The organism is uncultured Muribaculum sp. (assembly GCF_910583865.1).
In the GTDB taxonomy this organism is placed as follows: domain Bacteria; phylum Bacteroidota; class Bacteroidia; order Bacteroidales; family Muribaculaceae; genus Muribaculum.
Genome location: NZ_CAJTYX010000038.1, coordinates 21,410 through 28,290 on the forward strand (window position 1 = coordinate 21,410; position 6,881 = coordinate 28,290).

Below are 6,881 nucleotides of genomic sequence, written 5' to 3' on the forward strand. Positions count from 1 at the left end.
TACTACCCCTATTAAGCCTGACGATTTAAATAAAAGCCACGTTCCCGGGAATTTTGGAACGCGGCTTTTATTTTACTATCCGGTACGTGGAATTGAGGTTATTCGGCGGTGTTGTCGGTGTCGGCGGTGTAGGGTTTGCCTTTGAGCCAGCGGTCGAGCCAACGGAAGAACACGCGCTGCCAGAGGATGGCATTCTGTGGCTTGAGAATCCAGTGGTTCTCGTCGGGGAAGATAAGCATCTCGGCAGGTATGCCGCGCAGCTTGGCTGCGTTGAACGCCATCTCGCCCTGCGACGAAAGGATGCGGTAGTCATATTCGCCGTGAGTGATAAGGATCGGGGTGTCCCACTTGTCGACGAAACGATGGGGCGACATCTCGAACGTGCGTTGTGCTATAGGGTTCTTCTTGTTCCAGTAAGCTCCATAAGTCGGATCATCCTTGGTGTCGGCGGGAGCATAGATGTTGCCGCCACCCATGTCCCAGTTGGCGAACCACATCTCTTCGGTCTCAAGGTACTGTGCCTCCATGTTGAAGATTCCCGCATGGGCTATGAGGCATGCGAAACGGTGGTCGTGGTTGCCCGCGAGCCAATATACGGAAAATCCGCCGTAGCTTGCACCGGTCGCGCCGATGTGGTCGGCATCGATCCACGGCTCGGCCTTGACATTATCGACGGCGGCAAGGTAGTCGCGCATGTTTTGGCCGGGATAATCGCCGGAAATCTGCTCATTCCATTCAGTGCCGAAGCCCGGAAGGCCGCGACGGTTGGGCGCAATCACCACATAGCCGTGGGCCGCCATGAGGGCGAGATTCCAACGATAGCTCCAGAATTGGCTTACGGCCTGCTGCGGACCGCCCTGGCAATAGAGCAGTCCGGGATATTTGGCTGTAGAGTCGAAGCCCTGCGGCTTGACAATCCATGTGAGCATCTCCTTGCCGTCGGTGGTAGGCACCATGCGACGCTCCACGGTTGGCATCGTGAGCTGTGCATAGATGTCGTCGTTGACCGTGGAGATGGCCTGCGGCTCCTCGCCGGCGTTGACATAGAAAATCTCATTGGGACGCAGCATCGAATGGCGCATGGTGACCAACGCACTGTCGCTGACCGGAGCCAGACCGTCGTAGTCGAACTCGCCCTGAGCCACCACACTGACGGTACGGTCGAGTCCCATGGCAAACACGGGGCGCACGCCGTCGCGATATGCGAGGAAGAAAAGGCCGCGGCCTGAAGGCTGCCACGAGAAGGCATCGACGGTATAGTCCCATTCTGCGGTGAGGTCGCGCTTCTCGCCGGTGGCAAGCTCCATCACCATTATCCGGTTCTTGTCGCTCTCATAGCCGTCACGCTCCATCGACAGCCACGCGAGATGAGTGCCGTCGGGAGAGAATGCGGGATTGGTGTCGTAGCCCATCATCCCCTCGGTGAGGTTGGTGACGTTTTTGGTGGCGAGGTCATAGAGATACAGGTCGGAATTTGTCGAAATGGCATATTCCTTGCCTGTCTTTTTGCGCGACACATAAACAAGGCTCTTGCTGTCGGGCGACCAGGCAAACGACTCTATGCCGCTGAATGGCTTCATCGGTGACTCAAACGGCTCATCGGCCATGATGTCGGCCACATCGGTCACTTCATTGCCGTCGAACGAGCCGATGAACGGATGGGGAATCTCTGTCACCCATTCGTCCCAATGCTTGTACATCAGGTCATCGATGATACGTCCTGAAGCCTTGGGGAGGTCGGGATATACGTCGGAGGCCGAGCGTGAATACTTTACATTGCTCACCATCAATATATGCTTCTCGTCGGGTGAGAGCACAAAGCCGCTGACACCCTTGTCGAGCTTGCTTACGCACTTACGCGCGGAGCCATCGGCATTCATCACCCACACCTGCATGGTCTCGCCGTCGGGATAAAGGAACGCCACGCGCTTTCCTCCGTCGATCCACACGGCGTTGCTCTCCGACTTAGGCGTGCGTGTGATGCGCTGCATGTCGGTACCGTCGACGTTCATCGTGTAGAGATCATTGTTGGAGGCGTTCTCCTCCACACTTTCATAGCTGATGCCGAAAAGCACCTTGGTCTTGTCGGGTGATACTACGGGAGCGGACACGCGTCCGAGCGCTTCAAGGGCGTCAATGCTGAAAATGCCGTCGGCGCTCTTGAAGTCGGGCTTGTCGATCATCTTGCCTTCGTCAGACGACGTGCCGTTGCACCCGGCGGCACCGGCAAGCAATGCTGCTGACATGATGATGCTTGAAAATTTTAAATTCATATGTGATTGATTTGCAGAATCGATTTGCTGCAAAATTAGTCATAAATACCCGAATACACAACCCTCTTATCCTCAGAAGCGAGGAGGACGGCCACCTCCGGAATGAGGGCCACCGGGTCCGCGCCGTGGTCCGCCGGGACCGGCCTCGTTGAATCCGTCCGGCCTTTTCCCTTTACCGAATGTGTTAAACCGATAGGAGAACGACAGCATGAAGTAACGTGTAAGCGAATTGTAGCTCGTATCGTCGATATAGTTGGCGGTGACGCTGCGGCTCAGTGCCTTGCGGTTCTGCAGCAGGTCATAGGCCTTCAGCGACACCGTGGCGTTGCGCTCGCGCAGGAACTGATAGGATATCTGGGCGTTCCACATCCATTCATCGGAGTCATAGCCGGCGGAATAGCCTCTATTGGCGGTGAAACTGATATCGGTGCCGAGCACAAGACCGAACGAAGAATACCACTGACCGTTGAAACGCGCGCCGTAGTTTGTAATGTCACGCGCTGCGGCGCTCTCCAGAGTGTTGCGCGTGGTCTGCAGACCATAGAACGGACGGAGGTCGAGATCCCACACGTCGGTGCGGAACGCTATGCCTACCGAAGGTCGGAAATTGAACGAGCCGCTACGGTTGCGCTGTCCGTTGTTGAAACCGATTGTCTGCGAGTAGCGTGAAAACAAGTGCACGTTGGTCTGCCAGTGGCGGTTGCGCAGCGGCATGGAGAACATGCCGAAAAGACCGGCATTCCAGTTGCCGTTGACGTTGGCATAGGTGGTGAGCTGTCCGCCTGTCTGCTGATTGAAAGTGGTTTTGCTCACGATAGCGTTCTGCGTGACCTGCGCGTCGGCCATCAACATTATGGAGCGCTGAGCATCGGCGTTGAAGTCCTGGAAACGCAGACGCACATTGTGTGAGAACGACGGATCGAGGTCAGGATTACCGACGACCACGCGTAGAGGGTTGGACATGTCGGCCACAGGCTGCAACTGCGACATCGACGGGGCGGACGTGCGTCCCCGGTAGTCGAGTGTCAGACTGCGGGTCTTTGACAGCTTGTGGCGATAGCGCAGGAACGGCGACACGTTCCAGACCCATCTCGATATGTTTTTGTCGGTGTTGATAAGATTGTCACTCTTCGACATCGAAGGGGACAGGCCGAAACCCACATTGAAATTGAAGTCTTTACTTATTTTCTTGAAGCCTATCTGCATGCGCTGGGTGAAGAAGCTGTTGCGGAAACGGTTGGAGAGATCGGCATTCCATACTTCGTCGAGATAGTCGACCACGGGATCGGAACCATCGCCCGGATATGTCACGGGGTGGTCGTAGACCATCTTGTCGGCATTGTTCCAACGGTAGTTCATGCGATAGCTGAAGTCGAGGAACATCCCCTTCTTAACGTCGCCGATAGGCTCGGTCCAAGTAGCGCGGAATCCCACAGCGTTGCTCCACGTGTGGTTGTCCGTGTACTGGTCCTGGAGGTCGTCGGGATCCACGCCTTCGGTGAAGAATTTGTTCCATGAGTAGGAATAGTCATCCTCGCGCACATTCGACATCGAATACTCCGCCATGAGCGAGAACGAGCGCCCCGGCTTGCTGCGAAACCGATGGTTGAACCATAGCTCGGCTCCGGCCTCATAGGATGTCCCCTTGGAGTCACCGGTGTTGATACTGCGGTTGACGAGGGAGCGCAACGCATCGCCGGCCATCGTGCGCGAGCTGTCGGCGCTCAGCGAATGGTTGAAGTTGAACGAGAAACGCGGTCTCACTTCAAGAGTGTTGAACGAGTCGGGCTTCCACTCGATACGGAAGTCGCCACGCACGTTGTGACCCTTGTCGCGCGATGCGCTCTGCGAGTTCAGATACGACACCGAGTCGGGAAATATGTATTGCCGGTCCTGCCGTTTGCGGGTGTTCTGGTCGGTGTGGCTGTAGAGCAGGTCGCCGCCGGCGCGGAATGTCTCGTCCTGACGCCCCACGTTGAAGTTCATGCCAAGCGATTGCGACGTGTTTATTCCGTTGTTTCCGCCGAAACGCCGGAAACGTCCACCATTGCTGTCGGTAAACCCGAGCTGGTTGATGTTGTTGAAATTGCCGAGGAAAGTCACCTGGTTGCCGTTCCAGAATCGGTTGACGTTGAAATCGCCGGCATAGCGGCTGTCTGTGCCGGCACCGGCGTTGGCCACCCCGAACCAACCGTTTTTCATGCCCGGCTTGACTGTAAGGTTGATTACAGTCTCTTCTTCTCCGTCATCGACGCCTGTAAGACGTGCAAGGTCGCTCTTGCGGTCGACCACCTGAAGCTTGTCGATCATAGTGGCGGGGAGATTCTTTGATGCCACCTTGGGGTCGTCGGAGAAGAATTCCTTTCCATCGACAAGGATTTTTTTCACCTCCTTGCCGTGGGCGGTGATTTTACCGTCGCTGTCAATCTCTACTCCGGGGAGCTTCTTGAGCAGCTCCTCCATGGCCGCGCCGGGCTGTGTCTTATACGATCCCGCATTATACTCCACAGTGTCCTCCTTCACGACTATCTCCGTCTTGACCGCCGTCACCACGGTCTCCTTGAGTATGATCGACGACTCTTTTAGCACAATGGGATCAAGCTTGACATTGGACGATGAGACATTGACGTCTACATTCGCAGCATCATATCCTATATATGTCGCCTGAAGTATGTAACGGCCACGGTTCACTCCGCCCAGCCTGAACCGTCCGTCGAGATTGGTAGTGCCGCCTTTGACGAAAGCACTGTCTTTGGCGGCAAGTAGCCGGACTGTCGCTTCGATCATAGGTTCGCCTAACGAATCGGTGACAATGCCGCTCACGTTGTAGGCTCCGGCGGCTGCAACAGTGGAAATAAGCAAAACAAAAGCCGTCAACGGCTTCCATAGGTAGTTCAACATAATGCGTGGAATTATCTTGATTTTTCTTTCTTCGTTTCTTTTGTGGGATTTCACGATTCATTGGAGCATTTTGACAAAAAAAGGTTTAAAAGACCTCCCGTTTTTTACCCTATTTAACATTTGCGTTCCATTCATTTACAATATTTGCGAGATTCCACGAAGCAATATGGATATCTTTGCAGAAAACTCCAATCACGAATCATAACATAGCGTAACCGTATGACATCCAATCTGAGACATGTCATGACCGTAGGAATGCTTGTCGCTATATCTATCGTCAATATGGAGGCCGGTTCGCATAACACCGTGATAGCCGATTCGACCGCCTGCACTCCTCTGCCCGGTGCGTCGCTGTTCGACTGCAACGGCAATGTGATCGGCATGTGCGATGCAAAAGGCCGATTTCCATATATACCTGCCACATCCTATCCTGTCACGGTCCGTTACCTTGGCTTCAAGGAGAAAATCGTGACCGACAATCGAACCGACACCATATTCTTGCAGGAAATTGCGGCTGAATTGCCGGAAGTTGTGGTGGAATCGAGAAGCCACAAGATGCTGCACATGCTGGCATACGTGCGAGAATATTCCACACTTTCGACCTACACCGACACCGTGCAGCTATTCAGGGAGAAGATGGTCGACTATATGCTTCCGGCCGACAAGACTGTCAGGTTCATAGGATGGTCTATTCCGCGAATCCTCAAAAGCAGGTCATACTACAGGTTTACCGACTCTCAAGGCACGGACAGCGTAAGCAGCGAATGCAACCAACATTTTTCATGGTCGGACTGGATCGGTGTGACAGCACCTCCGGAGCTTCCCCGGGGTTTGACGGGCATGGAATCGAGCACCGACACACTCAGAGGAAAGTATGGGATAATGGAAGTATGGACGAAAAATGCAAGCCGGGTAAGCGTCGATGTCGACGTGCTTGCCGACACGACAAGCCGCAAATGGGTACCGAACCTTTCCGTGTTTTTCCGCAACCGCCTCGATTTCGACCGGTTTAATGTCCGTTTCAACTACGGTAATGTCGCGGGCGATTCAATCGCCCCCATGGACCTTACCGGATATTCATTCAATATCGAGTCAAACGGGCGTGGACACCCTATGTTCATGTTCAATCGTGTCGACGAGCCTTTCTTTGTAAACACCTACGCGGAAGTCTACATCATAGACAAGGAGTATGTCACTATTAAGGAAGCAAAAAAATGGGAGCGTCTTAGCAGTAGGGATCTGGCAGATCTCGAAATATACGAAGCCACAGAGGCTCCGGAGCTACAACCTTCGACACTCGCTCTTATCCATCGAGTAAACAATATCGATAATGGCCAAGTGAGACTGGCACTCACTCCGGATGCACGACTGGGGACACAAAAAGTGGTCAAACCGGATTTCGGGAAACGCGTGCTACAACTTTTCAAAACAGTAACCGGCATAAGCCATGCGCGTGCAAGCCGAAAACGGAAACAACAATGGCGCGAGTTCCGTCATGATGTAATGCGTGAAAACAACTCACGTGGAAAACCACAATCACCACGCGAGCAATAACTTACGCATCCTTGCACTGATTTTACATAAAAAAGTCATCCAAAAATTTGGAAGTTATGCGAAAGAGACGTAACTTTGCATCGCTTTAACGGAGAACACAGGGCGCTTAGCTCAGCTGGTTCAGAGCGTCTGCCTTACAAGCAGAGGGTCGGG

3 protein-coding genes are annotated in these 6,881 nt (G+C 53.9%); 1 reads left to right on the top strand and 2 read right to left on the bottom strand.

Annotated features, from left to right (window positions below; genetic code table 11):
• Nucleotides 1-98: 98 nt before the first annotated feature.
• Entirely contained in the window at nt 99-2,273 is a 2,175-nt protein-coding gene (locus tag QZ303_RS08565; RefSeq protein ID WP_295731709.1) for a S9 family peptidase, read from the bottom strand.
• 72 nt (nt 2,274-2,345) lie between these two features.
• The gene (locus QZ303_RS08570; RefSeq protein WP_295731711.1) at nt 2,346-5,174 is read right to left on the bottom strand and encodes a TonB-dependent receptor; all 2,829 of its coding nucleotides are present in this window, start codon (nt 5,172-5,174) and stop codon (nt 2,346-2,348) included.
• Between the two features lie 219 nt (nt 5,175-5,393).
• Here QZ303_RS08570 and QZ303_RS08575 point away from each other — a divergent pair, with 219 nt between their 5' ends.
• Nucleotides 5,394-6,728, top strand: a complete 1,335-nt coding sequence (locus QZ303_RS08575) for a hypothetical protein (protein ID WP_295731713.1) — start codon at nt 5,394-5,396, stop codon at nt 6,726-6,728.
• Nucleotides 6,729-6,881: the final 153 nt, after the last annotated feature.